Source organism: Micromonospora sp. NPDC005979 (genome assembly GCF_040614415.1).
Taxonomy (GTDB): domain Bacteria; phylum Actinomycetota; class Actinomycetes; order Mycobacteriales; family Micromonosporaceae; genus Micromonospora.
The window spans coordinates 248,106-273,434 of sequence record NZ_JBEXUR010000005.1 but is presented as its reverse complement, the minus strand read 5'-3'; the positions used below and the strand labels follow the sequence as shown (position 1 = coordinate 273,434).

Genomic DNA, 25,329 nt, shown 5'->3' with positions numbered 1-25,329 from the left:
CCAGGTCGCCGCCACCGCCGAACTGTCCGTCGGGCTTCGGAACCGTCGCCGGAGTGCCTGTCGGTCCGCACGCCTGAGTCAAGATGAAGGGCGTGGACATCGAACCGGTCGACGACGCGCCCCGGCGAGCCTTCGTCCAGACGATCCTGCGGCAGCGTTGGGAGGACCTCACCTTCCTGCACTGGGCCGTCGCTCCGGAACTCGTCGCGCCGCTGCTGCCCGCCGGCACTCGTCCGGACACGCTGGACGGCGTGAGCTTCGTCGGGCTGATCGGCTTCCGGATGGTCGGGCTGGGCTTCGGTCGCGGCCCGGGGGTGCCGTACTTCGGTACCTTCGCTGAGACGAACGTCCGGCTCTACTCGGTCGACGACACCGGCCGACGGGCCGTCGTGTTCCGCTCGCTCGACGCATCCCGACTGGTGCCGGTGCTGGTGGCACGGGCGACGCTGCGTCTGCCGTACCTCTGGTCGTCGATGCGGTTGGACCGCGACGGCGACCGACTCACCTACCGGTGCCGGCGTCGCTGGCCCGGCCCGGCGGGTACGACGAGCCGGATGGCGGTCCGGGTGGGGGAGCCGATCGCCGACCCCACCCCGTTGGACCATTTCCTCACCGCCCGGTGGGGGCTGCACACCCACGCGTACGGTCGCACGCTGCACCTGCCGAACTGGCATCCCCGCTGGCCGCTGCACCGGGCCGAACTCCTGCACCTGGACGACGGGCTGGTCGCCGCCGCCGGGCTGCCGGCACCGGTTGGCCCGCCGGTCAGCGTGCTTTACTCGCCAGGTGTCGGGGTGCGGTTCGGCAGGCCGGTGACGCTCCGGCGGCCCGGCTGAACGCCGGGCCGCCGGATGCTCAGTACCGGCCGCCCTCGGGGGCGGGCAGGGCGTCGAGGTCGGTGAGCTCCTCCGCGCCGAGCCGCACGTCGCCCGCCGCGCAGTTGTCCACCAGATACTTCGGGGTCTTGGTACCGGGGATCGGAATGACCTGGTCCCCCTGGGCGACGACCCACGCCAGGGCGACCTGCGCGGGGCTGACGCCGGCCCGGTCGGCGATCTCCCGGACCCGGCCGACGATGGCGAGGTTGGCGCGCAGCGCGTCCTGCTGGAAGCGCGGCAGTCCACGTCGGAAGTCGTCGGCCGGCAGGTCGTCGAAGGAGGCGAACCGTCCGGTGAGGAAACCACGACCCAGCGGCGAGAACGGCAGGAAGGCGATGCCCTGCGCGGCGCAGTACGGCAACACCTCGGTCAGCGGGTCCCGGGTCCACAGCGACAGCTCGGACTGCACCGACGCCACCGGATGCACCGCCTGGGCCCGTACGATCTGGGCCACCGTCACCTCGGACAGGCCGATCTGTCGCGCCTTGCCCGCCGCGACGACCTCCGCCATCGCGCCCCAGGACTCCTCGATGGGCACCTCGGGGTCGACGCGGTGCAGTTGGTAGAGGTCGACGTGGTCGGTGCCGAGGCGGCGCAGACTGTCGTCGATCGCCGCCCGGATGTGCTCCGGCCGGCCGTTGTTGCCGATCTTCGGTGAGTTGCCGGGGCCGCCGGTCGGGGACGTCGCGACCAGCCCGACCTTCGTCGCCAGGACGGCCCGCTCCCGGGGCCCGCCGGCCAGCGCCCGCCCGACCAGCTCCTCGTTGGTGTACGGCCCGTACACATCGGACGTGTCGATCAGCGTGGCGCCCAGCTCCAGCGCCTGCCGGATCACGGAGATCGAGGTGTCGTCGTCGCGAGGGCCGGTGATGTCGTATCCGTGGCTCATGCCCATGCACCCGAGACCGATGACGCCGACCTCGGGCCCCGCACTGCCCAGCGTGGTGGTTCGCATGACCCCACGCTACGACCGTTGCCCGCCCCTCGCCGTCCTGGCCGGGTGCGGCATCGTGACCGCACCCCAGTGACGGCGGTGCCGCCCACACCCCCGGCGTGGGCCCGGGTGGTGACCATCGGCTCGACCTAGAATCGACAATGCTCACTGCTTTTGTCGGTGTGGGCTGGGGGCTGGCGCGAAGGGCGGTAGGCGGCATGGGACCGGACGAGCGGCGACGGTTGTTCGAGCAGGCGCGGGAGCGCTCGACGCGACAAGAGACGTGGGCGGAGGCCGACCGGCTCTGGGCCCGGGTGATCGAGGCGTACCGGGAGGCCGTGCGGGAGCCGGGTCGGGCGGCGCGGGAGGACCAGCAGCAGTTGGCCCGGGCGCTGTGGCGACACAGCATGCTGCTGTCCGCGCGGGGCCGGGCCGCCGACGCGATGGCGCCCGGCGGTGAGGCGGTCGTCGTCTTCGAGCGGGTGTACGACGCCGTAGCGGCCGAGTTCGCGAGCGTGCTCGCCACGCCCCGGGACGAGGCCCTGGCCGAACTGATCACCGCGCTCGTGGATCTGGCCGAGGTCTCGTTCGCCGCCGGTCAGCCCGCCACCCGACGGGACCTGTTGGAGCGTGCCGTGACGGTGGGCCTGACCTCCGCCGGGTCGCCCCCGTCCGCCGGGCCGCGGACCCGGGAGGCGATGGGGACGGCCTACCACAACCAGGCGGTCGCGCTGCTGCACCGGCACCTCACCCGGCCGTCGCCGACCGAGGGCGCCCAGGAGGCGGCGCTGGCGGCGTCGCGGGCCTGTGAGCTGCGGCAGGGTCTGCTGGAGATGGCACGTCCGCTGTCGTTCTGGGAGATGGCCAACACCTACGGGGTGTACGCCCAGTGCCTGGTCCTGATCGGTGACCTGGACCGGGCGGCCATGGTGCTGTCGATGGGCAACCGGTTCGTCGAGACGCTGGGTCCGGCCGCCGCCGAGCCGGCCCAGAAGTTGCGAGTCGCGGCCGAGATGCTGGCCCGGGAGAAGGGTGGGTCGCGGGGCGCGGCCGGTTCGCGTCGCTGGGGATGGCGGCGCTGAGCCGTCCGGCCCGGCTTGCATGGACATCGTCAACGATCGATACTGTGCGCGAAGGCGCCGCCCCGCCGCAGACCATCACCGTCGATCCGAAGCGGGTTCCGCATGCGCACACTGAGACTTGTCACGTCGCTGGCCGTCGCCGGCCTGCTCGCCGGCGCGGTGGCGACGATCGCCACGCCGGCCAGCGCGGCGACCGCCGCGTTCTCCGTGACCAACAGCTGGGGCAGTGGCTATCAGGGCCAGGTCACGGTCACCAACGACACCTCCGCGCCGATCAGCGGCTGGCGGGTCGAATTCGACCTGCCGGCCGGGTCGCGCATCAGCCAGTCGTGGAACGCCCAGCAGGTGACCTCCGGCAGCCACTACACGTTCAGCAACGTGTCGTGGAACGGCGCCCTCGCGGCCGGCGCGTCGACGTCGTTCGGCTTCCTCGTCGAGGGCTCGGGCACGCCGGTGAACTGCACCGTCAACGGCAACAGTGTGTCCTGCTCCGGTAGCGCGCCTCCGCCGCCGACCACGCCACCGCCGACCACGCCACCGCCGACCACTCCGCCACCGACCACCCCGCCGCCGACCACCCCGCCGCCCACGACTCCGCCGCCGACCACCGGTACGCCGGTCGAGCGGTACGGGCAGCTCCGGGTCTGCGGTACGACCATGTGCGACCGGAGCGGCGCCCGGGTGCAACTGCGTGGCGTCAGCAGCATGTGGCTCAACTGGGAGACCGCTCCCTACGCCGAGAACCTGTCCGCGCTGCGGTGGATGCGGGACAACTGGAACCTCCAGGTGATCCGCGCGGCGATGGGCGTCGAGCCGGCCGGGGCGTACCTGAGTGACCCGAACAAGGCGCGGGCGCAGGTGGAGACCATCATCAACAACGCGGTCAGCGCCGGGGTGTACGTGATCGTCGACTGGCACGCCCACGAGGCGCAGAACAACCAGTCCCAGGCGGTGGCGTTCTTCGGTGACCTGGCACGCCGCTACGGTCACCTGCCCAACGTCATCTGGGAGACGTGGAACGAGCCGTTGCAGTTTAGCTGGACCGGCGTCATCAAGCCGTACCACCAGGCGGTCGTCTCCGCGATCCGCGCCGCCGACCCGGACAACATCGTGGTGCTCGGAACGCCGACGTGGTCGCAGGACGTGGACGCCGCGGCGGCCAGCCCGCTCTCCGGCACCAACCTCATGTACACCCTGCACTTCTACTCCTGCACCCACGGCGCGTCGCTGCGTACCAAGGGCGACGCGGCGATCCGGGCCGGCCTGGCCCTGTTCGTCACCGAGTGGGGCGCCAGCAACGCCGACGGTGGCCTCGACGGCCGGGCCTGCCTGCCGGAGGCGCAGTCCTGGATCGACTGGATGAGGGCGAACGGCATCTCCTGGACCGCCTGGAAGCTCGACGTCGGCACCGACACCACCAACCTGCTCAGCCCCGGCGCGCCGGTGACCGGCGGATGGAACAACTACCTGCACGGTCACGCGCCGTTCGTGGTGGCCAACATGCGCTGACCCGGTCGCCCCGGGAGGGCGCGCACGAAGGACGAGCGGTGTGTCGCGCGGTCAGAACGATGACCGGGCGGCATGCCGCTCGTCGCTGTCCGAAGGTGATCAGAGGGGCCGGTGACCACGAGGCGGAACAGCGCGTCACCTTAACGTGCCGGAAACACCCTCGGTACCAAGCCTGGGAACGCTCGTCGGACAGTCGAGACCACCGACACGCGAACCGGGGTGACCATGGTCGACAACACCACGAACGCGGCGACGTTCGACGGGCCGGTGGGCCGGTCCGGCAACGGACGGGCCGTGCCCGCGTCCCGTCCGGCTCCGGTCCCACCGGGGCACGACGACCCGGCGGACCTCGCCACCCTCGGCGTGGAGGAGGAGTTCCACGTCGTCGACCTGCACACCCGGGAGCTGGTGCCCCGGGCCGGCGAACTGCTCGACCGGCTACCGGCCACGTCGTTCACCGCCGAACTGCACCGTAGCGTGGTGGAGACCAACACCGCCGTCTGTCGCACCCTGGACGAGATCCGCGCCGAACTGACCCGGCTGCGGCAGTCGGCGATCCAGGTCGCCGACCGGGCCGGGCTGGGCATCGTGGCGGCCGGTACGGTGCCGCTGCGCGCCGACGGCGACCCGAGCGTCACCCCCACCTCGCGGTACCGGCGGATGGTCGACGAGTACCAGTTGCTCGCCCGCGAGCAGTTGATCTGCGGCGCGCAGGTGCACGTGGGCGTCTCCGACCGGGACCTGGCGGTGGCCGTCACCCGCCGCGTCCAGCCGTGGCTGCCGGTGCTGCTCGCCCTCTCCACCAGCTCGCCGTACTGGATGGGCCAGGACAGCGGCTACGCCAGCGTCCGCTCGTTGGTCTGGCAGCGCTGGCCCACGGCCGGAGACCCGGGCGAGGTGACCAGCGCGGCCGACCACGAGGCCCTGGTCGCCGAGCTGATCTCGTCCGAGACCATCACCGACCCCGCCATGATCTACTTCGACGTCCGGCCGTCGGCGCACGTGCCCACCGTCGAGCTGCGCATCACCGACGCCAACGCCGACGTCGAGACGATCGTCCTGCTCACCGGCCTGTTCCGGGCGCTCGTGCGGCGGGAGGTCGCCGCCCTGCGCGCCGGTGTCGAGCGCACCGCCGTCCGGCCGCCGGTGCTGCGCGCCGCCGTGTGGCGAGCCGCCCGCTCCGGCCTCGAAGGTGACCTGCTCGACCTGCCCCGCTCGGCGCGGCCGGTGCCGGCCGCCGAGGCGGTCCGCCGCCTCGTGGCCGACCTGCGCCCCCAGTTGGAGGCGACCGGCGACTGGGAGCAGGTCTGCGAGCTGACCCGGTACGCCCTCGACCGGGGCAGTTCCGCCGCCCGACAGCGACGGGCGTACGAGCGACGGGGCCGGCTGGCCGACGTGGTCGACCTGCTGCTCGACGAGACCCGGGGCCGGGTGCGCGCCCCCCTGCCCGGGGCGACGCCCCCGCCCGCGCTGCCCACGTACGTCGACGCCGGCGACGAGGTCTTCGGCCCGGCCGGGCCGACGTCCGTGTACCGTCCGCTGCTCACCGCCCTGCGCGCCCTCGGGTCCGTCGGCCTGCGCCACCGCGAGCACGACCGGGACGAGGAGCAACGCGCCCGGGGCGTGACCTTCAGCGTGGCCGGCGAGGCCAGCACCCGCCTCTTCCCGGTGGACCTGGTGCCCCGGGTGGTACCCGCCGACGACTGGCGGACGTTGCGTGCCGGCCTGGTACAGCGCGCCCGTGCGCTCGACGCGTTCCTGCGCGACGTCTACGCCGAGCGGGCGGTGGTGGCCGACGGTGTCGTACCGGCCTGGGTGGTGGAATCCTCGCCGGGGCTGCGCCCGACCGGCGCGCTCATGGGCCGACACGGCACGCGCGCCCAGGTGTCCGGAACCGATCTCGTACGCGACCCCGACGGCGGCTGGTACGTGCTGGAGGACAACCTGCGGGTGCCCTCGGGCATCGGTTATGCCGTGCAGAACCGCCGGCTCACCCAGGCGGTGCTGCCCGAGCTGCCGGTGCCCGACGACCTGCTGCCCGCCGACGAGACGCCGGCGATGCTGCGCCGGGCGCTGGTCGCCGCCGCGCCGGCCGCCGCCGACGACCCCGCCGTGGTGGTGCTCAGCAGCGGCCCGGGTGACCCGGCCTGGTTCGAGCACCGGCTGCTCGCCGACGAGATGGGTGTGCCGCTGACCGAGAGCGGTGACCTGCTGGTCCAGGACGGCCGGGTGCACATGGTCACCGAGGGCCACCGCAGCCCGGTGGACGTGATCTACCTGCGGATGGACGAGGAGGCCCTGCTGCACGCCCCGGGCGCGGACGGTGTGCCGCTGGGCTGGCCGCTGCTCGCGGCGGTGCACGCCGGGCGGCTCACGCTGGCCAACGCGCTCGGCAACGGCGTCGGGGACGACAAGGCGCTGTACGCGTACGTGCCCCGGCTGATCGAGTACTACCTCGGGGAGAAGGCGCTGCTCGGCGACGTGCCGACGTACCTGTGCGGGGTGCCCGAGCAGTGCGCCGAGGTGCTGGGCCGGCTCGGCGAGCTGGTGCTCAAGCCGGTCGACGGGTACGGCGGCGACCGCGTGGTGATCGGCCCGCGCGCCGAGGCGGAGGAGCTGGACGCCGTCCGGGAGCAGATCCTCGCCGCCCCACACCGGTGGATCGCCCAGGAGATGGTCACGCTCACCACCCACCCGGTCTTCGACGGTACGGCTCTCGCGCCTCGCCACGTTGACCTGCGGGCCTTCGTGTTCCTCGGCGAGACTGCGGAGGTGGCGCCGGTGGCCCTGACCCGGGTCGCGCCGGCCGGCAGCATGATCGTCAACTCGTCGCGGGGAGGTGGGTCGAAGGACACCTGGCTGCTCGGCGGAGCCGGAGAACCCTCGGTGTAACCCACGCTTGATGCGGATGTCATCGGGACGCAACCGGGTCCACCAAGCCTGGACCGGTCAGCGGCCCGAGCGGACCGAGCCGATGAGAGGTGTGTGCCATGTGCGGTATCGGAGGCGAGTTCCGCCTCGACGGGGCGTCACCGGACCTGGCGGCCCTGGAGCGGATGCTCCCCGTCCTGTCCTCCCGCGGCCCGGACGGTGAGGGGCGGTGGCAGCACGGTCCGGCGGCGCTGGTGCACCGCCGGCTGCGCATCATCGACCTGTCCGACACCGGCGCCCAGCCGATGGTCGATGCTGAGCTGGGCCTCGCCCTGGTCTTCAACGGCTGTATCTACAACTACCGGGAGCTGCGCGACGAGCTGACCGCCGCCGGCTACTCCTTCCGGTCCACGTCGGACACCGAGGTGATCCTCAAGGCGTACCACCGGTGGGGGACGGCGTGCGTCGAGCGGCTGTTCGGGATGTTCGCCTTCGCCCTGGTCGAGCTGGCCACGAACACCCTCGTGCTGGCCCGCGACCGGCTCGGCATCAAACCCCTCTACCTGGCCGAGACGCCGGGCCGCATCCGGTTCGCGTCGACGCTGCCGGCGCTGCTCGCCGCCGGTGACGTGGACACCGACCTGGACCCGGTGGCGCTGCACCACTACATGAGCTTCCACTCGGTGGTGCCGCCACCGCGCACCATCCTGGCCGGCGTCCGCAAGCTCCCGCCCGCCACCGTGCGGGTGATCACCGCCGACGGCCGCAGCACCGACACCGTCTACTGGCGGCCCGAGTTCAACCGCGCCGCCGCGCCGGCCATGTCCGCCGAGGAGTGGCAGGAACGGATCATGGCGGCGCTGCGGACCGCCGTACGGCGGCGCATGGTCGCCGACGTGCCGGTCGGGGTGCTGCTCTCCGGGGGCCTCGACTCCAGCCTGATCGTGGCCCTGCTCGCCGAACAGGGCCAGACCGGGCTGGCCACCTTCAGCATCGGGTTCGAGGCGGCGGCGGGGGAGACCGGCGACGAGTTCCACTACTCCGACCTGATCGCCCGCCACTTCGACACCGACCACCAGCAGATCCGCATCGACGCCGCCCGCTTCGTGCCGGCCGTGCACGACGCCATCGCGGCGATGAGCGAGCCGATGGTCAGCCACGACTGCGTGGCGTTCCACCTGCTCTCCGAGGAGGTCTCGAAGCGGATCACCGTGGTCCAGTCGGGCCAGGGCGCGGACGAGATCTTCGCCGGCTACGACTGGTATCCGCCGATGGCCAACGTCTCCCGCGAGGACGCCGTCGAGGCGTACGCCCGGGTGTTCTTCGATCGTCGCCACGACGCGCTGGCCAACCACCTGGCGCCCGAGTGGATGCTCGACCACGACGCGAGCCTGGAGTTCGTCACCGCCCACTTCGGCGCGCCGGGCGCGGACACCGCGCTCGACGCGGCGCTGCGCCAGGACAGCCTGGTGATGCTCGTCGACGACCCGGTCAAGCGGGTCGACAACATGACGATGGCGTGGGGGCTGGAGGCCCGGGTGCCGTTCCTCGACCACGAGGTGGTCGAGCTGGCCGCCGCCTGTCCGCCGGCGCTCAAGCTGGCCCTGGGCGGCAAGGGTGTGCTGAAGGCCGCGAGCCGGGGGATCGTCCCCGACGAGGTGATCGACCGGCCCAAGGGCTACTTCCCGGTCCCCGCGATCCGGCACCTCTCCGGCCCGCTGCTCGATGACGTCCGGGACGCGCTGACCGCCCGCCCGGCGCGTGAGCGTGGTCTGTTCCGCAAGGACTACCTGGAGGAGTTGCTGGACACGCCGAACGCCCAGCGGACCACGTTGGGTTCCAACGCGCTCTGGCAGCTCGGGCTGCTGGAGCTCTGGTTGCAGCGGATCGGGGTTTAGATGAGCGTACGGACCGAGGTGCCGCGCCGGACCCGCCCCGCGCGGCACCGGCCGGCGGTGACCCCGCCCCCCGGCGAGGACTTCGCCCCCGCGCCGTCGCCCGACGGCCGGCGGGTGGCGTACGTGTCCGACCGGGCGGGCACCCCGGCCGTCTGGGTCCGGGACGTGGACGCCGTCGAGGCCGTCGCGCTGCCCGGCGGCGACGAGCCGGTCCTCTCGGTGAGCTGGTCCTCGGACGGGCGGTGGCTGGCCTGCGTCGTCGCGCCCGGCGGCGCGCCCCGCACCGAGCTGTGGGTGCTGCGCCCGGACGGTACGGGACTCCGCCAGGTCGCCGGCTTCGACGGCCGCAGCGCGAGCCTGTCCCGGTGGCTGCCCGGCGGCGCGCTGATGGCGGTCACCGAGAGCGCCGAGCGGAGCGCCGCCGTACTCATCGACGCCGAGACCGGGCACCGGCGGGTGCTCGCCGAGGACGACCTGCTCGCCCTCCTGGACGTCACCGACGACGGCGGGTCCGCCCTGCTGCGGCGTGGCCCCCGTAACGCCCGCTGGTTGGAACTGCTGGACGTGACCAGCGGCGACCGGGTACGCCTGCTGCCGGACACCGGCCGGGGCAGCACCGACCAGGGCTGGTTCGGCCCCGACGGGACGAGCGTGCTGGCGCGTACCGACGCGTTCTCGGAGCTGGCGGCGGTGGTGCGCGTCGACCTCGCGCGACCGACCCTGGCCCCGACCCGCGTCGCGGCGCGGCCGGACGCGGAGCTGGAGCACGTCGCGCTCGACGCCCGGCGGGAGCGGGCCGCGCTGCTGTGGAACACCTACGGCGGGCGCAGCGAGCTGAGCCTGTGCGACCTGACCAGCGGCGTCCAACGGGCCGCGACCGCCCCCGGCGAGGTGCTCAGCGACGCCGTCTTCGCCGACGGCGGTGACCTGCTCTGCGTCACCGCGCAGGGGCCGGTGCAGCCCCGGGAGGTGTGGCTGGTCGACCTGGCGACCGGCGATCCGCGCCCGTTGCGGCCGGACACCGACGCCGCGCGTACGGGTGGCCCGGGTGTCGCGCCGCAGTTGGTCGACCTGCGCGCCCACGACGGGTTGCCGCTGTCCGGTTGGCTCTACCGCCCGGCCGGCCCGGGCCCCTGGCCGACGGCGATCAGTCTGCACGGTGGTCCGGAGGCGCAGGAACGCCCCGGCTACAACCCGCTGTTCCAGGCCCTGGTGGCGCAGGGCGTCGCGGTGTTCGCGCCGAACGTGCGCGGTTCGTCCGGCTTCGGCCGCTCCTTCGTCACCGCCGACAACCTCGCCGGCCGGTACGGCGCCATCGCCGACGTGGCGGCGTGCGCCGAGCACCTCGTCGACAGCGGCGTCGCGATCCCGGGCCATCTCGGCTGCCTGGGCCGCTCCTACGGCGGCTACCTGGTACTCGCGGTGCTGGTGAACTTCCCCGGCCTGTTCGCCGCCGGCGTGGCCGAGTGCGGCATCTCCGACTTCCGCACCTTCTACGCCGGCACCGAGCCGTGGATCGCCGCCGCCGCCGTCAGCAAGTACGGCGACCCGGTGCGCGACGCCGAGCTGCTGCGGGACCTGTCGCCGATGACCCGTATCGACCAGCTCGACGTGCCGGTGCTGCTCATCCACGGTGCGAACGACACCAACGTCCCGGCCGGGGAGTCGGCGCAGGTGGCGCAGGCTCTGGCCGCCCGGGACGTGCCGCACGGGCACCTCGTGCTCGCCGGTGAGGGGCACGACTTCCTGGCCCGCGACAACGCCGAGGCGGCGCGCACGGCCACCACCTCCTGGCTGACCCGGCACCTCGCCACGACGGTGATCACCCTCGGCTGAGGCGTTATCCTGCGCCGGTGGACGTCACGGCGCAGGGTGAGCGGCTGGCCGCCGACCTGGGCCGGTCCCTGGCCGAGCTGACCTTCGTCGACCTGGACACCGACGAGGTCACGGCGCTGGTGATCGACGCGGTGGTGCGGTGGGCCGGGGCGCAGGGCTGGCGGGTCTACCGGCGGGCACCCAGCGTGCTGCCGTTGCCGCCGCCGATGCAGCAGCGGCACTCGGTCCTCGACGTGGCGTGCGCCCGCCCGGACGGGCCGCCGGTGGTTCTGGAGGTCGACCACACCGACCGGGCCCGTACGGTCCAGAAGCTGACCGCGGAGGCGGACGCCGGGCGGATCCCCATCTGGGTGCGCTGGGGCGTCGGCCGGTTCACCGTCCCGCCACCACCGGTGGCGATGGTGACCGTCGAGGTCACCCGACGTCCCGGACCGGCCGGGCGCGGACGGCTGCACAGCCGCGTCGACGACCGGCCCGCGCCGGCGCACTCGGCCGGTGGCGGCACGGCGGCCACGCAGGCGCTGCCGATTCCGCTGGTGGAGCCGCTGGTCGACCCGCTTCCGGACCCGCTTTCGGACCCTGGTCAGGGCACCTGAAGCGAATCGTAAGCGGGGCCGGGCAGTGTCCTGGGTGTCACCGGAGCACACGACCGACACCCAGGAGAATCTGATGCGCAAGCTCGTCAACTCGACCTACATCACCCTCGACGGCGTCATCGAGAACCCGATGTGGACCGCGCCGTACTTCGACGAGGAGGCCATGGGCCTCGCCGGCGAGCTGACCGACGCCGCCGACGCGATGCTGATGGGCCGGGCCACCTACGACGGCATGTCCGTCGCCTGGCCGCAGCAGGACGAGAGCGACCCGACCACCGGTGCGGCCTACTTCAACAACGTCAAGAAGTACGTCGCCTCGACCACCCTCACCGACCCCACCTGGAACAACACGGAGGTGCTCCAGGGCGACCTGGTCGAGGCGGTCCGCAAGCTCAAGGCCCAGGACGGCAGGAACATCATCCAGTACGGTTTCGGTTCGGTCACCGCCCAGCTCGTCGACGCGGGCCTGGTGGACGAGGTCCGCTTCTGGATCCACCCGGTGTTGCAGGGCGCGCCCAGCGTGACGACGCCGCTGAACGACTTCACGGCGTCGTTCGACCTGGTCGACACCCGGGTGCACAAGAGCGGCGTGATCGTCGCGACGTACCGGCCGAAGAGCGCCGCCTGACCGTCGCCGGGGCCGTCGCCTTACGGTCGCCCTCAGAGCTGGGCCCGGGCCTCGCCCGGGCTCAGCTTCGCGCCTTCGTCGGCGAGCGTGTCGAAGCGCTCCGGCCCGAGGTCGGCGCGGACCCGCCCGGTCACCCGGTCCACCTCGTCGCGTTCGGCCGGCGCGCACGGGGCCTGCGCGGCCAGCCGGGCGGCGGCCGCCGCGCCGAGCAGTCGGGCCGCGGCCTCCGGCACCCGTACCGCCGACGCCATCCCCTCCAGCGCGAAGATCGCGTCCCGGGGCGCGGCCATCGCCTCGGCGGCCTCGAACGCCTCGACGTGCAGGGCCAGCGCGGCGTCCGGGTCGCCACCCTGCTCGATCGCGTGCCCCAGCTCGACCAGGACCGGCGGCAGGTACAGCGCGGTCTGCGCCTCCGCGCGCCCCCGCTCGGCGAGGTTGCCGAGGTGGGTGACGGCCAGGTCGAGCTTGCCGTCACGGCGGGCGGCCAACCCGAGGCACAACTCCGCGAACACCAGCGCGCCCGGCGCGTCCTGCTCCACCGCCAGGTGGTACGCGCGTTCGGCCAGCTCCCGGGCCTGCGAATAGTCCCGGGTCTGCACCGCCAGCCAGGCCAGCCAGGACAGTTCGGTGCACACCTGCGGCCACAGCCGCAACTCCTCGGCCCAGCGCAGCCCCTCGGCGTGCAGCGCGGCGGCGCGTTCGTGGTCACCGCGCATCTCGGCCAGCCCGCCCACCCACTCGGTGGCCTGGAGCCGGCCCCACCGATCGCCGATCTCGGCGAAGAGCGCCGCGCTGCGGGTCGCCGTCCGCTCCAGGGTCGCCTGGTCGCCCGCGACGTGCGCGATCTTGGCCTGCGAGGCGAGCGCGGCCGCCTCGGTCCACGTGTCGACGTCTGCCGGCATCAGCTCCATGGCCAGGGTCAGGTCACTCTGCTCGATCAGCGCGTTAGCCGCGAACCACGCGCCCCGGCCCCCCGGGTCGCCGGCGACCGCCGCCCGGATGTCGGCCGGCGCGACCGCCCCGCCCCGCAGCAGCGCGAAGCCGGCCCGCCAGGGGGCCGCCTTCCGCTCCTGTTCCGGGTCGCCGGTGACGGCCAGGGCTCGACACGCCTCGGTGAGCCGGCCGCGCAGATACCAGTACCAGCTCAGCGCGACGGCCAGCCGCAACCCGCCGCCGTGGGCCAGCGCCGCGCGCAGGTTCGCCGTCTCCGCGTCCAGCAGCGCCAGCCACCGCCGCTGCTCGGGCCCGCGTAACTCCGGGTCGGCGCGCTCGGCCAGCTCGGTGTAGTAGCCGGCGTGCCGCGTCCGGACCTCGTCGGCGTCGTCCAGGCGGTCCAGGCAGAACGCGGCGACCGATTCGAGCAGCCGGTACCGCGGCCCGTCGGGAGCGTCGTCCAACACCACCAGCGACCGGTCCACCAGCCGGGCGAGGGCGTCCAGGTCGGTCTGACAGACCCGCTCGGCGGCGTCCGGCGTGCAGCCGTCGCGGAACACCGCGAGCCGGGCGAGCACCCGCCGGTCGGCCTCGTCCAGCAGGTCCCAACTCCAGCCGATCACCGCCGTCAGCGTCCGCTGGCGCGGCGGAACGTCGCGTTGCGGGGTGCTGAGCAGCCGGAACCGGTCGTCGAGGCGCTCCACCACGCCCTGCACACCCAGGGCGCGGACCCGGGTGGCGGCCAGCTCCAAGGCCAGCGGCAGGCCGTCCAGGCGACGGCAGAGCTGGGCGACGGCCGGCGCGGTGCGCTCGTCGAGGCGGAAACCGCGCTGCTGGGCGGCGGCGCGGGCGGCGAACAACCGGGCCGCCGCCGAGCGCCGGACCGCGTCCGGGTCACCGTCCGACGGCGGCAACGACAACGGGGGTACGTCCCAGAGCAGTTCCCCGGTCAGGCCGAGGGGTTCCCGGCTGGTGGCGAGCACGTGCACCCCGGGCGCGTCGCGCAGCAGCCGGGCGACCAGCGCGGCGACCGGCTCGACGACGTGTTCGCAGTTGTCCAGGACCAGCAGCAGGTGCCGGTGCCGCAGCGCCGTGACGAGCCGGTCGGTGGGGGACAGGCTGGTGCCGGCGGCCTCGCGGACGTCCAGCGCGCCGAGCACCTGCTCGGCGACTCCCGGGTCGCCGGCCGGCAGCGGCGCCAGCTCGACCAGCAGGACGCCGTCCGGCGGGGACTGGGTACGGGCGGCCTCGGTGGCCAGCCGGGTCTTGCCGACACCACCCGGTCCGACCAGTGTGACCAGGCGCTGCCCGGGCAGCAGGGCACGCAGCTCGGTCAACGCCTCGGCCCGGCCGACCAGCTCGTCGAGCTGCGCCGGCAGGCTGTTGCGGATGATCGCGGCCTTCGGCGGCGCGCTCAGACCGGCGTCCTGTTCGAGGATGCGGCGGTGCAGGGCGACCAGTTCGGGGCTCGGGTCGAGGCCCAGCTCGTCGGCGAGCCGGGCCCGCAGGTCGGTGTAGCTGTCCAGCGCCTCGGACTGGCGACCGGCCGCGTACAGCGCGCGGAGCTGCACCGCCCGCAGCCCCTCGTGCAGGGGATTGCGGGCCACCAGCTCGGCCAGGTCGGCGGCGGCCAGGTCGTGCTCGCCCCGGGCCACCCGCGCCTCGGCCAGCCGCTCGTGCACGGCGAGACGCTGCTCGGCGAGGCGGGTCGCCTCGGCGCGGACGAACTCGGCGTCGGCCACGTCGGCGTACGCCTCGCCCCGCCACAGCGCGAGGGCCTCGGTCAGCCGGCCGACGTCGGTGTGCCGGGCCAGTTCGGCGAACCGGTCGGCGTCGACCGTCCCGGCTCGCAACAGGTAGCCGGGAGCGCGGGACTCGACCAGGTCGCGGGCGCCCGGCTCGGCGTCGTTGAGCGCCTTGCGGAGCTGCGACACCCGCACCTGGAGGGCTCCGGTGGGGTTGGCGGGGGAGTCGTCACCCCACAGGTCGTCGATGAGCCGGTCGGCGGAGACGACCTGGTTGCGGTTGGTGAGCAGGTCGGCCAGGAGGACGCGGACCTTGGCGCCGGGCACCACCACCGGCTCGCCGGCGTCCGTGGTGACGGCGAGCGGCCCGAGCACCCCGAACTGCACGGCGGTCATCCTATGGCCTGTATCGACGTCCCCGGTCGGACCAAAGGGTTCGGCACGGTCCCGAACGCCGGTAAGCCGACCTGAAGCGGACCGTAAGCGGGCCGGCGCACCGTGTGGGCATGGACATCTACCACGAGATTCATGGCACCGGCGAGGGCCGGCCACTGCTGCTCATCCACGGCGCGCTCTCCGGCATCGGCACCTCGTTCGGCACGATCCTGCCGCTCCTCGCCCGGTCCCGGCGGGTGATCGCCGTGGAGTTGCAGGCGCACGGCCACACCCCGGACGTGGACCGTCCGTTGACCGTGGAGCACTTCGCCGCCGACGTGGTCGAGCTGTTGGACCGTCTGGGTGTCGAGCGGGCGGACGTGTACGGGTGGAGCCTGGGCGCGGCGGTGGCGCTGCGCCTGGGCACCCACCACGCCGACCGGGTGGGGCGGCTGGTGCTCGCCTCGGTGAGCTTCGACGACGCGGGCCTGCACCCCGGGCTGCTCGACGGCATCCAGGACCTGCGACCGGAGCACCTGCACGGTTCCGAGTTCCACGACGAGTACCTGCGGACCGCACCGGACCCGACGGGCTGGGCCAACCTGGTCACCAAGATGAAGGTCCTGGACGCGAACCTGCCCCGGTGGACGCCCGAGCAGATCGCGGCCCTGGCCGTACCCACCATGCTCGTGCTGGCCGACGCGGACATCGTCCAGCCCGAACACGCGGTACGGATGTTCCGGCTGCTCGGCGGCGCGGTGCCCGGCGACCTGACCGGCCTACCCGCCTGCCGTCTGGCCATCCTGCCCGGCACCACCCACACGACGATCCCGCACCGCGCCGACTGGCTGGCCCCCATGATCGACGAGTTCCTCGACGACCCCACCCCCACCCCGCCCCTCCCCGCGATCTTGCACTTTCTGTCGCGGCATAGGGCGTGAATGCCGCAGAACGCCGACACAAAGTGCAAGATCGCGGGGAGGTGGGTGGGCGGGGCAGGATGGGGGCTGTGAAGGTCGACGATGACGGGGCTGTGCTGTCCGTGCTGGGCCGGGAGATCGACGCGTTTGTCGGTGCGCTGGCTCAGGTGTCGGCGCCGGGGTGGGAGCGGCCGACGCGTTGCGACCCGTGGCGGGTACGCGACGTGGTGGGGCACGTCATCGTCGTACTCTCGCGGGTTCCGGACATGGTGGCCGCGCCCGCCCCCGAGCGGGCGGTGACCACCGCGGCGGGCTACTACCGCGCGGACGGGCGGTTCAGCGACGACACGAACGACGAGCGGGTACGGACGGCGCAGCGCCGCGCGGCCGACCCGGACGCGGCGACACTCGTGCGGGATCTCGCGGACACCGGGCGGACCGTCGTCGAGGTGTGCCGCGAGCAGCCCGCCGACCGGGTGGTCCGGACCCGACACGGCGACCCGATGCTGCTGTCGCACTTCCTGACGACCCGCCTCGTCGAGGTGGTCCTGCACGGCCTCGACGTCGCCGACGCGGTACCCCGCGAGCCGTGGCTCACCCCGGCCGCCACCGAACACCTGCTGCGCCTGCTCTTCGGCCCACAGTGGCAGGTCGCGGTCGACGCCACCGGAGACCCGATCACCCTCCTCCGCAAGGCAACCGGCCGCGCCCCCACCACCGCCGACGACCGCGATGCCCTGGACCAACTGGGCCTGCGCCCCCTGACCCTGGCCTGACCCCGCCGGGCCTCCGGCCCCCGCTCCGCTCCGCTCCGCCCCGCTCCGCCCCGCCCCGCTCCGCTCCGCCCCGCCCCGCCCCGCCCCGCCCCGCTCCGCTCCGCTCCGCTCCGCGATCTTGCACTTTCGGTGGCGACATAACCCATTCAAGGGTGCGAATCGTCGACACAAAGTGCAAGATCGCGGGGGAGGGGACGGGGGCGATGGCGTACGGGGCGTCGAGCGGGTAGAAACGGGGTCAGAGAGCGCTCTCACCGTCGAGTGCGCCCATGGTCCGCCCAGTCGATAGGACGAACCACATGACGAGCCCGTCCCGACGTACCTTCACCCTTGCCCTGCTGGTGACCGCCGCCGTCACCGTGAGCGGCACCGCGGCCAGCGCCGGCCGCCCGACGCACAGCGCACCCGATTTCGGGCCGAACGTGACCATCTTCGACCCGTCCATGCCGGTCGGGGAGATCCAGCAGACCCTCAACGCCGCGCACGCCCGCCAGGTCGACAACGAGATGGGCACCGAGCGGCACGCGTACCTCTTCAAGCCGGGTAACTACGGCACGACCGAGCAGCCGTTGCAGGCGAAGGTCGGCTACTACACCGAGGTTGCCGGCCTCGGCGCGTCGCCCACCGACGTCGCCGTGAACGGCAAGATCGAGGTCTACAACCGTTGCCTCGCCGACGGCGGCACCGGCAACTGCCTCGCGCTTGTCAACTTCTGGCGCACCCTGTCGAACCTCTCGCTCACCGTCAACGCCGCCGGCCAGGACGGCTGCCGCTCGACGGCGAACTTCTGGGCGGTGTCCCAGGCGGTCTCGATGCGCCGGCTCAACATCACCGGCGGCGGGCTGTCCCTGATGGACTACTGCACCGCCGGCCCGCAGTACGCCAGCGGCGGCTTCATCGCCGACTCGCGGCTGCCCGCCACCACCAACGGCTCCCAGCAGCAGTGGCTCACCCGCAACAGCGAGGTCGCCGGGTGGTCCAACGCGGTGTGGAACCAGGTGTTCGCGGGCGTCGAGGGCGCCCCGGACGACGCGACCTTCCCCGACCCGCCGTACACCACCCTCGACACGACCCCGGTGAGCCGGGAGAAGCCGTACCTGTTCGTGGACGCCAAGGGCCACTACAACGTGCGGGTGCCGGCTGCCCAGCGCGACAGCCGGGGCGTCTCGTGGGCGAACGGCATGACCCCCGGACGGACCATCGGCATCGACGACTTCTTCATCGCGAAGCCGTCCGACCCGGTCCGCGTGATCAACGCGCAGCTCGCGCGCGGCAAGCACCTGCTGCTCACCCCCGGCGTGTACGACATCGCGCGGAGCATCGAGATCCGGCGGGCCAACACGGTGGTGCTCGGCATCGGCCACGCCACCCTCACCGCGGTGAACGGGGCCGTCCCGCTGGAAGTCGCGAACGTCCCCGGTGTCATCGTCGCCGGTGTCACGATCGACGCCGGCACGGTCGAGTCGCCGGTGCTGCTGCGGGTGGGCCGGCAGCACGGCCACGACGCCAGCAGCGCGGCCAACCCCACCACGCTGTCCGACGTGTACTTCCGGGTCGGCGGCCCGCACATCGGCCGGACGAACACCGCGCTGGAGGTCAACAGCGACAACGTGCTCATCGACCACACCTGGGTGTGGCGCGGCGACCATGGCGTCGAGGGCTTCACCGAGGGCGTCAACGGTGACACCGACCGCTGGCGCACCAACACCGGTCGGTACGGCGCGGTCATCAACGGCGACCACGTGACCGCCACCGGCCTGTTCGTCGAGCACTTCCAGCGCTACAACACCGTCTGGAACGGCGAGCACGGCACCACGGTCCTCTACCAGAACGAGCTGCCGTACGACCCGCCGACGCAGGCCGACTGGATGAACGGCCCGGTCGAGGGCTACGCCGGCTACAAGGTCGGCGACCGGGTACGCCACCACGACCTCTACGGCGGCGGGGTGTACGTGTTCAACCAGAACAACCCGTCGATCCACACCGAGAACGGCTTCGAGGCGCCGAACCGGCCGGGTGTGCGGCTGCACCACATCATGACCGTCAACCTGAGCGCCGGCACGATCGACCACGTCGTCAACGGTGTCGGCGACGCGGCCGACATGACGAAGGTCGGCGTGCCGATCTACCTCGCGCAGTACCCGGCTTCGTAGTTCGGGTGTGGCAACGAGGGCCGGAGTCGGTATGTGGCTCCGGCCCTCGCGGCCGTTCAGCGCAGGTCCGGCCGTACCTCTGGAGAACGGCCAGTGCCCGCCGGCGATGTCACCGGGTCGACGTCACCGCGGCGCTCTGCTCGGGCCTGGTGGGTGCGGACGTGCCGGGCAGGCTTGCCGTCTGCGGCGCGGTCACCGTCGTGGCCTTGACCGGTGGGACCAGGAACGTCAGGTCCGTCGTGCCGGTTCGGGCGGGACGGCGCAGCGCGGGCCCCGCCTTCGGGGTCTGGCCGTGCCGGGCACCCGCCTGGTGCCGGCCGGTCGAGGGACGCGCTCCGGCCCTGGTGGCGCCCACCGGGCCGGCGGCGCGCTGCGGGCGACGCCGGGCGGCCTGCTTGGCGACCCGGTGCCGTGCGCGACCGCTGCCCGTCTTGAACCCGAGCGCGGGGCGCTCCACCAGGTGCCAGGAGAGGGCGGCGAGCAGCAAGCTGCCGAGCAGGCTCAGCACGATGTAGCCGAGGATCCCGAACCGGGTGCCGCCGAGCAGGGCGGTCAGCTGCTGCACCGGGAAGCCGTAGATGTAGATGCCGTACGTGTAGTCGTGCCGGCGGCTGACGCGGGACCAACGCTTCGGCAGCGCGACCGCCGCGAACAGCACCAGGTAGGCGAACGCCGGAAGGCCGACCGCGAAGAATCCGCCCAGCCACAGCGAGCCGACCAGCGTGACGGCGGCCAGCACGGCCAGCGTCGAGTTCATCGGAACCCGGTGCGCGTACAGGCGGGCGGCAGCGCCCAGCAGGAACAGGAAGCCGAGCATCAACGTCCAGTCGGCGGCGAAAGCCCCGATCAGCGGGAACGGCCCGATGGCGCCGTGTTGGGGCGGCCGGGAGCTCCAGCTCGACGCCGCGAAGAAGTCCGCCAGGATCAGCGCGTAGCAACCGCCGGTCAGCACGAGCACCGCGCGCGGGGCCCGGCGCAGCACCGAGGTCACCATGAGGACGGCGACGACGGCGTAGAGCGCCAGGTCGTACCGGAGTGTCCACAGCGCCCCGTCGAACGCGCTCGGCCCGCCGACGATCTGCCCGTACGGGGTGTCGGCCAGGAGCCCGGAGATGGGGAACTGCTCCATCGAGGCGGCGATGTTGGTCAGGACGTAGTCGAACGGGCCCTCCGGGTGCCCCCAGAAGCCGTCGAGGCTGCCGTTCTCGTAGAACGCGGCCAGCGGGGCGAAGACGAACGCGGTGACCAGCAGGCAGACCCACAGTCCCGGGAAGACGCGCAGCGCGCGGGCGCGGAGGTACTGCCGGAGTGTGGAGCGCAAGGCGCTGTCGGTGATGAGGAAGCCGGAGATCAGGAAGAATCCGTACAGGCACAGGGTGCCGAGGTCGCTCTGCCGGCCGAATGTCGCCGCCCCGATGTTCGCCGTGCCGAAGCCGAGCGGGCCGGCGTGCGCGATGATCACGCCACAGGCCATCGCCAGTCGGAGCACGCCGAAGGCGTTGTGCTGGGCCGAGAATCTGCCCTGCAGGGTCGGGGACTGCTGCCCGTTCAAAACCGCCTGCACCTGACGACTCCTCTGGTCGCTGATGTGTCGGGAACTCCGACCGGAAACGCTGCCGATCGATGGACCAATTATCAGGCGATAAAAGAGCTTTGTCCGGTAATTCGGATGATTGTCCGTTTCGCTGGTCCGTCAGGTCACCGTGGCGATCGTCCTGCGCGCCTGTGTGACCGGTCGAGCCGGTGCGTCCAGGAGCCGTGCCATGGCGGCGACGCAACGTTCGGCCGCCCGTCCGTCGCCGAACGGCGAGCCGACCGTCGGTACGCGACCCAGGGCGAGGTGTCGGAGCCCGGCCGACAGGAGCAGTTCCGGATCGGTGCCGACCAACTCGCCCCGACCTGCCGCGAGTGCCTCCGGACGTTCGGTGGTGTCCCTGGTGACCAGCAGTGGCACCCCCAGGGTGGCAGCCTCCTCCTGGAGCCCGCCGGAGTCCGTGACGACCAGGTCGGCGCCGCGCAGGAGCCCGATCATCTGCGGGTAGGCCAGCGGTGGGGTGACCCGGGCGTTGGCGACGCCCGCGAGGCCCGCGCTGACCTCCGCGCTGAGGCGCGGATTCGGGTGGGAGACCATCACGACCTGGACCTCCGGGCACCACCGTGCCAGGCGGCGGAGCCCGTCCATCGTGGCCGCCACCCCCTGGCCCCAGTTCTCCCGACGGTGGGCGGTGGCCACCACCAGCTTGCGGGTCGGGTCGACCCAGGGCGGCGGCTGGGCCACCCCGCGGTCGACGAGGTCCTGGAGCGCGTCCACGACCGTGTTGCCGGTCACCGTGATCGCGTCGGCGCGGATGCCCTCGTCCAGGAGGTTGGACCTGGCCTCCGGCGTGGGCGCCAGGTGCAGCGCGGCGATCCGGGCGAGCATCGCCCGGTTGGCCTCCTCCGGGAACGGCCGGTCCAGGTCGTTGGTCCGTAGGCCGGCTTCGAGGTGGACGACCGGAATGCGTCGCCAGAACGCGGCCGTCCCGCCGGCCAGGGCGGTCGTGGTGTCCCCCTGCACCACGACCGCCGCTGGACGGTGGTGTGCGAACAGGTCGTCGATCCCCGTGATGAGGGCCGCCGCCAACTCCGCAAGCGAGCCGGTGCGACGTTGCGGGCGCAGGCTCACCTCCGGGCGGAGACCGAACGGGGTGAGTGCCTCGGCGACGCGTCCCGGCTGTTGGCCGGTGTCCGCCACCCGCACCGTGAACCTCGGATCATCGAGGAGACGGCGGATCAGAGGCGCGGACTTCACTCCCTCCGGCCTGGTGCCGGCGAGGATCAGGACTTCTCGTGTCGTCGACCTGTTCGCACACATGGTGGGTCAGCTCCTGGCCGCCGCGCGGCGACGCCGGTAGAGCGAGAACCCGCCGGTGGTGCCGGCCGCGAGCGCGCCGATACCGAGTGCGAGCGGTGCCCCGGCGAGCGGGATCACCGGAATGGGCGGCGCGACCGCGTTGGCCCCGCAGCTCGACGTGCCGATGGTCACCCCGGCCAGCGCTCCGCCGAGCGCCGTCAGGTTCAGCGCGGTGACGGTGAGCTGACCCACGCCCGAGCTGGTCTGGTTGTTGAGCGTGAGGTCGATCAGGCCCGGCACGCTCAGCCCGGTGTTCGGCAACGGGTTGGCCGGCAGGTTGAGCAGTGTCGTCTCGATGCCCAGCAGGGTCGAGGTGATCCGGGCGTTGACCAGGGTCGTCGTGCCGGTCGCCGACGGGCTGCTGGTGGCGGTGCACGACGAGTAGATGGCGTCGGCCACCAGCGCGATCGTGGCGAGACCGTTGGTGCCGAGGTTCAGCGTCACCGCGGCGCCGGGCGTGACGAGGCACGACCCACCGGCACCGATTGTCACGGTGCCGCCCACGCCGAGCACACCGGCGCAGGCCGCCGAGGTGCCGTCGTTGAAGGCGCGGACGTTCTGGGCCAGCACGCCGGCGGTGATGACGGTCTGACCGCCGAGCACGGCCAGCGGGGGACTCTGGTTACCGGAGATCGACTCGGTGGTGCCGTCGTTGGTCGCCGACGCGGTGCCGGAGCTGGCGAAGCCTCCGCCGAGCAGGCTGATCTGCAGCGCGGACGCCGACGACTGGGAGGTGTCGGCCAACGCCGGGGAGGCCGCCAGGACGGCCATGGCGAGGCCACCGGCCAGCACCGCAGCGGTACGGGCGAGACCGGATCTGACTCGTGGCATAGATGTCTACTTTCTGACGTGGGCGGTTGTGGGGCGGTCTGTGGTGGGGGTGGCCGGGTGCGCGAGGTGGCTCAGGTGCCGGGGCGGCCTGATCGAGCGCGGCCCGTCCGAACGACGGCCGGGCCGGCGTGCCGGGAGCAGTCGGCGTGGCTGGGACGGCACGGCCGCCGCACCCACCGCGGCTGCCGCCGCGGCCGCCTGCACGGACACCCGGCCCACGGCCCGTACCGGGGCCGGTTGGGGCTTCGGGTCGGCGGCCCGGGCGGTCTTCTGCCAGTCTGTGCGGGCGGTCACCATGCGGGCGAAGGCCAGCCAGACGGCGAGCGACTGGGCGTAGCTGTACAGCCAGTGGCAGACGCCGAGCAGCAACGCCGTGCCCACCGACAACTGCGGCTCGCAGCGGGCCCGGTAGACGATGCCCCACAGGGCGAACGGCCCGACACCGAAGACGAGCACCAGCGGGGGTACGCCCCAGCCACCGCTGCTCCACCAGCCGCTCAGTCCGCCGACCGTGTGGTCGATGTAGTAGGTCATCACCAGCAGGCAGGCGAGGTAGACAGGCGTGCCGAGCAGTTGGGTCCACGGTGCGGCCAGGAAGTGGGCGATCTCCAGCGTCGCGGAGTTGCGGATCCGGGGGGAGCGCAGCACCCTGCCCAGATAGCGGCCGCACTGCATCGACCCCTGGGCCCAGCGGGTCCGCTGCCGCACGAGCGGCTTGATCCGGGTCAGCGCCTCCTGGGCCACCCAGCTCTCGGCGCAGTACTCGGTACGCCCACCGGCCAGCAGGATGTGCAGGCCCAGCTCGAAGTCCTCCAGCAGCGCGCCGTGCCACGGTGTGCCGTGCTCGGCGGCGATGTCGTTGAGCAGCGACAGCCGGGTGAACTGGCCGTTGCCGCCCATCGCCACGCTGCCGGTCTGTCGACGCAGGGACTGCATGGCGGCGATCGGCGCCCGGAACTCCATGTCCTGTAGCCGGATCAGCAGCCGTCCCCACCGGCTGACCTCGCTCGCCGGGGCGTACCGACGGGGGGCGCACTGGAGCATCCGCACCTCGACCTGCACGGCGCCGACGTCGTCCGCACCGAAGTACTGCCGGCCGGAGAGGGCGACGGGGCCCTGCGGGTCGAGACGGCTGTCCGCGTCCAGGACCCCGACGATCACCTTGGTCCGGTCGACGCCGGCCGGGAGCGACTGCTCGATGCACCGCCAGGCGGCGTTGAGCGCGGCGCCCTTGCCCTGCCGCGCATCGGGTAGTTGACGCCGGACGACGTGCACCCGGGGCTGGTCGGCGAACGCGGCCAGTTCGGCGAGCGTGCCGTCGTCGGAGGCGTCGTCGACGCACCACACCGTCGTCTGCGGGAAGTCGGTGAGCAACCGCCGCAGCGTGTCGCCGATGACTGACGCCTCGTTGCGGCACGGCACGATGACGTGCCAGTCGAAGCCGTCCGGGCTGCCGCCTCGGCTACGTCGGGTCTTCAGGTGGAAGACCAGGATGCTCAGCACGTACGCGCAGAAGCTGACGCACAGCAGGAACGCCGCCGTGTTGAGCAGTGCGAGGGTCTGCGTCTCAGCGGACACCGGCGATCGCCCCCCGCCCACGCTTGGTGCGGCTGACCAGGACGATGAACAGGATCGCCACGGCGATCAGGCCGGCGGTCGTGATCACGGATCCGATCAGCACGTGGCTGCGCTCGTAGCCGAGCCGGAAGCCCCAGGTCTGCATGGAGACAACCACCGCGGCGAGTCGGACCTGGTTCACCGTGACCAGCAGCAGGGCGGCGATGGCCAGGGCGTTCAACCCACGCGACAGCGAGATGCGCCGGAACCCGACGAGCGTCGAGGCCAGCACGATCGGCGGAATCAGCAGCATGGCGACCGAGCATCCACTGGAGACCATGAAGCCGACCCAGCGCTCGTCGAGTGGAAAGATGACGGCCGCGCCGATCGACTTGGCGTTCGCCAGTCCGGTGGCGTCGACCAGGCGGGCGTTCAGCCACGCCTCGCCGCTGGCGATGTCGTGCCAGCGCCACAGGGTGGCGGCGGCGACGGCGATGCCGAACAGGACGCCCGTGCTGGCGCGCAACCATGCCCCCCGGGGGGAAGCTGTCATCGCTCGCGGCCCAGCATGGCGACGAACCACAGCGCCAGGCCGAGCACCACCAGGCCGACGCCGACCAGCAACCACGACTGAATGGCGACTCCGGTGGCGGCGAGCCCTCCGCCGATGTGTGGACCCTTGGTGGGTACTCCGTACATGGCCAACCCCCTCGTCAACTCGGTGGTCAGGATGGCATCGCTCGAATCGGGCAAACAGGATAAAAGACCCTAGAAGCCCCTAAAGAGTGATTAAATGCCACTTGAGTGGGGGGCCCGGCCGTTTGCCGAATCCCTTGCCCCGCAAGAGATTCCATGTCCCTACAGGCGCCGCAGAGGTGGTCACAATGGCGACCGATTACCCCCGCGGGACGGTC

19 protein-coding genes are annotated in these 25,329 nt (G+C 72.7%); 11 read left to right on the top strand and 8 right to left on the bottom strand.

Going from position 1 to position 25,329, the window contains the following annotated elements; all coding sequences use genetic code 11:
• Positions 1-92: 92 nt before the first annotated feature.
• Positions 93-836, top strand: a complete 744-nt coding sequence (locus ABZ272_RS11660; RefSeq protein ID WP_355049852.1) for a DUF2071 domain-containing protein — start codon at positions 93-95, stop codon at positions 834-836.
• Positions 837-855: 19 nt separating this feature from the next.
• Here ABZ272_RS11660 and ABZ272_RS11655 read toward each other — a convergent pair whose 3' ends face one another.
• Entirely contained in the window at positions 856-1,833 is a 978-nt protein-coding gene (locus tag ABZ272_RS11655; RefSeq protein ID WP_355049851.1) for an aldo/keto reductase, read from the bottom strand.
• 197 nt (positions 1,834-2,030) lie between these two features.
• Here ABZ272_RS11655 and ABZ272_RS11650 point away from each other — a divergent pair, with 197 nt between their 5' ends.
• The 7 genes from ABZ272_RS11650 (at position 2,031) to ABZ272_RS11620 (ending at position 12,232) form a co-directional block, all read left to right on the top strand.
• On the top strand, positions 2,031-2,894 hold the full coding sequence (locus ABZ272_RS11650) for a hypothetical protein (RefSeq protein WP_355049850.1): 864 nt from the start codon (positions 2,031-2,033) through the stop codon (positions 2,892-2,894).
• Positions 2,895-2,996: 102 nt separating this feature from the next.
• Positions 2,997-4,403 (top strand): cellulase family glycosylhydrolase, encoded by a 1,407-nt coding sequence (locus tag ABZ272_RS11645; protein WP_355049849.1) that lies wholly within the window; start codon positions 2,997-2,999, stop codon positions 4,401-4,403.
• Between the two features lie 225 nt (positions 4,404-4,628).
• Positions 4,629-7,295 carry a carboxylate--amine ligase/circularly permuted type 2 ATP-grasp protein gene (locus tag ABZ272_RS11640; RefSeq protein ID WP_355049914.1) on the top strand — a complete coding sequence of 889 codons (2,667 nt, stop codon included), beginning with the start codon at positions 4,629-4,631 and terminating at the stop codon, positions 7,293-7,295.
• A 98-nt stretch (positions 7,296-7,393) separates the two neighbouring features.
• Entirely contained in the window at positions 7,394-9,172 is a 1,779-nt protein-coding gene (locus ABZ272_RS11635; protein ID WP_355049848.1) for an N-acetylglutaminylglutamine amidotransferase, read from the top strand.
• Complete coding sequence (locus ABZ272_RS11630; RefSeq protein WP_355049847.1) at positions 9,173-11,008, top strand: prolyl oligopeptidase family serine peptidase; 1,836 nt, start codon at positions 9,173-9,175, stop codon at positions 11,006-11,008.
• Positions 11,009-11,025: 17 nt separating this feature from the next.
• Positions 11,026-11,604, top strand: a complete 579-nt coding sequence (locus ABZ272_RS11625) for a hypothetical protein (protein ID WP_355049846.1) — start codon at positions 11,026-11,028, stop codon at positions 11,602-11,604.
• Positions 11,605-11,677: 73 nt separating this feature from the next.
• Complete coding sequence (locus ABZ272_RS11620; RefSeq protein ID WP_355049845.1) at positions 11,678-12,232, top strand: dihydrofolate reductase family protein; 555 nt, start codon at positions 11,678-11,680, stop codon at positions 12,230-12,232.
• 32 nt (positions 12,233-12,264) lie between these two features.
• Here the strand turns inward: ABZ272_RS11620 and ABZ272_RS11615 are convergent, their stop codons facing one another.
• Positions 12,265-15,306 carry a BTAD domain-containing putative transcriptional regulator gene (locus tag ABZ272_RS11615; protein WP_355049844.1) on the bottom strand — a complete coding sequence of 1,014 codons (3,042 nt, stop codon included), beginning with the start codon at positions 15,304-15,306 and terminating at the stop codon, positions 12,265-12,267.
• Between the two features lie 110 nt (positions 15,307-15,416).
• Between ABZ272_RS11615 and ABZ272_RS11610 the strand changes: the two genes are divergently transcribed.
• The 3 genes from ABZ272_RS11610 (at position 15,417) to ABZ272_RS11600 (ending at position 19,134) form a co-directional block, all read left to right on the top strand.
• Positions 15,417-16,226, top strand: a complete 810-nt coding sequence (locus ABZ272_RS11610) for an alpha/beta fold hydrolase (RefSeq protein ID WP_355049843.1) — start codon at positions 15,417-15,419, stop codon at positions 16,224-16,226.
• Positions 16,227-16,294: 68 nt separating this feature from the next.
• Entirely contained in the window at positions 16,295-16,981 is a 687-nt protein-coding gene (locus ABZ272_RS11605; RefSeq protein ID WP_355049842.1) for a maleylpyruvate isomerase N-terminal domain-containing protein, read from the top strand.
• A gap of 299 nt (positions 16,982-17,280) precedes the next feature.
• Entirely contained in the window at positions 17,281-19,134 is a 1,854-nt protein-coding gene (locus tag ABZ272_RS11600) for an adenylyl cyclase (RefSeq protein WP_355049841.1), read from the top strand.
• Between the two features lie 109 nt (positions 19,135-19,243).
• Here the strand turns inward: ABZ272_RS11600 and ABZ272_RS11595 are convergent, their stop codons facing one another.
• The 6 genes from ABZ272_RS11595 to ABZ272_RS11570 form a co-directional block, all read right to left on the bottom strand.
• Positions 19,244-20,698, bottom strand: a complete 1,455-nt coding sequence (locus ABZ272_RS11595) for an acyltransferase (RefSeq protein ID WP_355049840.1) — start codon at positions 20,696-20,698, stop codon at positions 19,244-19,246.
• 129 nt (positions 20,699-20,827) lie between these two features.
• Positions 20,828-21,988, bottom strand: a complete 1,161-nt coding sequence (gene wecB, locus ABZ272_RS11590) for a UDP-N-acetylglucosamine 2-epimerase (non-hydrolyzing) (protein ID WP_355049839.1) — start codon at positions 21,986-21,988, stop codon at positions 20,828-20,830.
• Between the two features lie 6 nt (positions 21,989-21,994).
• The gene (locus ABZ272_RS11585) at positions 21,995-22,858 is read right to left on the bottom strand and encodes a choice-of-anchor P family protein (RefSeq protein ID WP_355049838.1); all 864 of its coding nucleotides are present in this window, start codon (positions 22,856-22,858) and stop codon (positions 21,995-21,997) included.
• 6 nt (positions 22,859-22,864) lie between these two features.
• A complete protein-coding gene (locus ABZ272_RS11580) occupies positions 22,865-24,436 on the bottom strand; it encodes a glycosyltransferase family 2 protein (protein WP_355049837.1) in 1,572 nt (523 codons plus the stop codon).
• A complete protein-coding gene (locus ABZ272_RS11575; protein WP_355049836.1) occupies positions 24,426-24,941 on the bottom strand; it encodes a hypothetical protein in 516 nt (171 codons plus the stop codon). Before ABZ272_RS11575 ends, ABZ272_RS11580 begins: the two co-directional genes overlap by 11 nt.
• 23 nt (positions 24,942-24,964) lie before the next feature.
• On the bottom strand, positions 24,965-25,114 hold the full coding sequence (locus tag ABZ272_RS11570; RefSeq protein ID WP_238643682.1) for a hypothetical protein: 150 nt from the start codon (positions 25,112-25,114) through the stop codon (positions 24,965-24,967).
• Positions 25,115-25,329 lie beyond the last annotated feature (215 nt).

Excerpts from the sequence above, each read along its gene's own strand:
- ABZ272_RS11630 (WP_355049847.1), top strand. The coding sequence starts at position 9,173 with ATGAGCGTACGGACCGAGGTGCCGCGCCGGACCCGCCCCGCGCGGCAC.
- ABZ272_RS11645 (WP_355049849.1), top strand. The coding sequence starts at position 2,997 with ATGCGCACACTGAGACTTGTCACGTCGCTGGCCGTCGCCGGCCTGCTC.
- ABZ272_RS11615 (WP_355049844.1), bottom strand. The coding sequence starts at position 15,306 with ATGACCGCCGTGCAGTTCGGGGTGCTCGGGCCGCTCGCCGTCACCACG.
- ABZ272_RS11635 (WP_355049848.1), top strand. The coding sequence starts at position 7,394 with ATGTGCGGTATCGGAGGCGAGTTCCGCCTCGACGGGGCGTCACCGGAC.
- ABZ272_RS11570 (WP_238643682.1), bottom strand. The coding sequence starts at position 25,114 with ATGTACGGAGTACCCACCAAGGGTCCACACATCGGCGGAGGGCTCGCC.
- ABZ272_RS11655 (WP_355049851.1), bottom strand. The coding sequence starts at position 1,833 with ATGCGAACCACCACGCTGGGCAGTGCGGGGCCCGAGGTCGGCGTCATC.
- ABZ272_RS11620 (WP_355049845.1), top strand. The coding sequence starts at position 11,678 with ATGCGCAAGCTCGTCAACTCGACCTACATCACCCTCGACGGCGTCATC.
- ABZ272_RS11585 (WP_355049838.1), bottom strand. The coding sequence starts at position 22,858 with ATGCCACGAGTCAGATCCGGTCTCGCCCGTACCGCTGCGGTGCTGGCC.
- wecB (WP_355049839.1), bottom strand. The coding sequence starts at position 21,988 with ATGTGTGCGAACAGGTCGACGACACGAGAAGTCCTGATCCTCGCCGGC.
- ABZ272_RS11640 (WP_355049914.1), top strand. The coding sequence starts at position 4,629 with ATGGTCGACAACACCACGAACGCGGCGACGTTCGACGGGCCGGTGGGC.
- ABZ272_RS11610 (WP_355049843.1), top strand. The coding sequence starts at position 15,417 with ATGGACATCTACCACGAGATTCATGGCACCGGCGAGGGCCGGCCACTG.
- ABZ272_RS11600 (WP_355049841.1), top strand. The coding sequence starts at position 17,281 with ATGACGAGCCCGTCCCGACGTACCTTCACCCTTGCCCTGCTGGTGACC.
- ABZ272_RS11650 (WP_355049850.1), top strand. The coding sequence starts at position 2,031 with ATGGGACCGGACGAGCGGCGACGGTTGTTCGAGCAGGCGCGGGAGCGC.